Origin of the sequence: Pseudomonas sp. SIMBA_041 (genome assembly GCF_046535095.1) — a bacterium.
GTDB lineage: Bacteria > Pseudomonadota > Gammaproteobacteria > Pseudomonadales > Pseudomonadaceae > Aquipseudomonas > Aquipseudomonas mucoides.
In genome coordinates, this window is record NZ_JAWRXJ010000052.1 from 1 (window position 1) to 439 (window position 439).

Consider the following 439-nt stretch of genomic DNA (forward strand, 5'->3'; position numbering starts at 1 on the left):
CGATCGCGGCCGTCGCGGCTGCCCTGTTCCAGTATCAGCATCGCTGGTTGCCACCTGCTCCGGGCATGTTCGTTTGCGTGCTTGCCGGCCTGCTGTGGTCATGGCGACGTCTACGCGCGTTGCTGCGCTTCGTCGTTCGACTGGCCGACCGTCTCGCCGCCGAGCCGTCGCTGCACGCCGAGACGCGCGCCGTTTCGCATGGCGCCGACCCGGTTCGGCGCGCACTCCAGCGGGCCGCCGCGCTGGACGCACAGGTGCGCGGGTATCGCGCGTTGATCGACGCATGGGTCGACAGTCTGCCGGAGGCAACGCTGATTGCGTCGGCCACCGGCACCGTGCTGCTGGCGAACCAGCGTGTCGCCGCGTTGTGTGCGGACCCCGACGCGGCCGCGCCGCCTTCGCCGGCCGGGCGCTCTGTGTCCGACGTGTTGTTTCAGAT

General features: G+C 70.4%; 1 pseudogene. It reads left to right on the top strand.

From position 1 onward, the window contains the following. Positions 1 to 439 (top strand): annotated as a pseudogene (locus tag SB725_RS30190) (hypothetical protein); the annotation flags it as partial.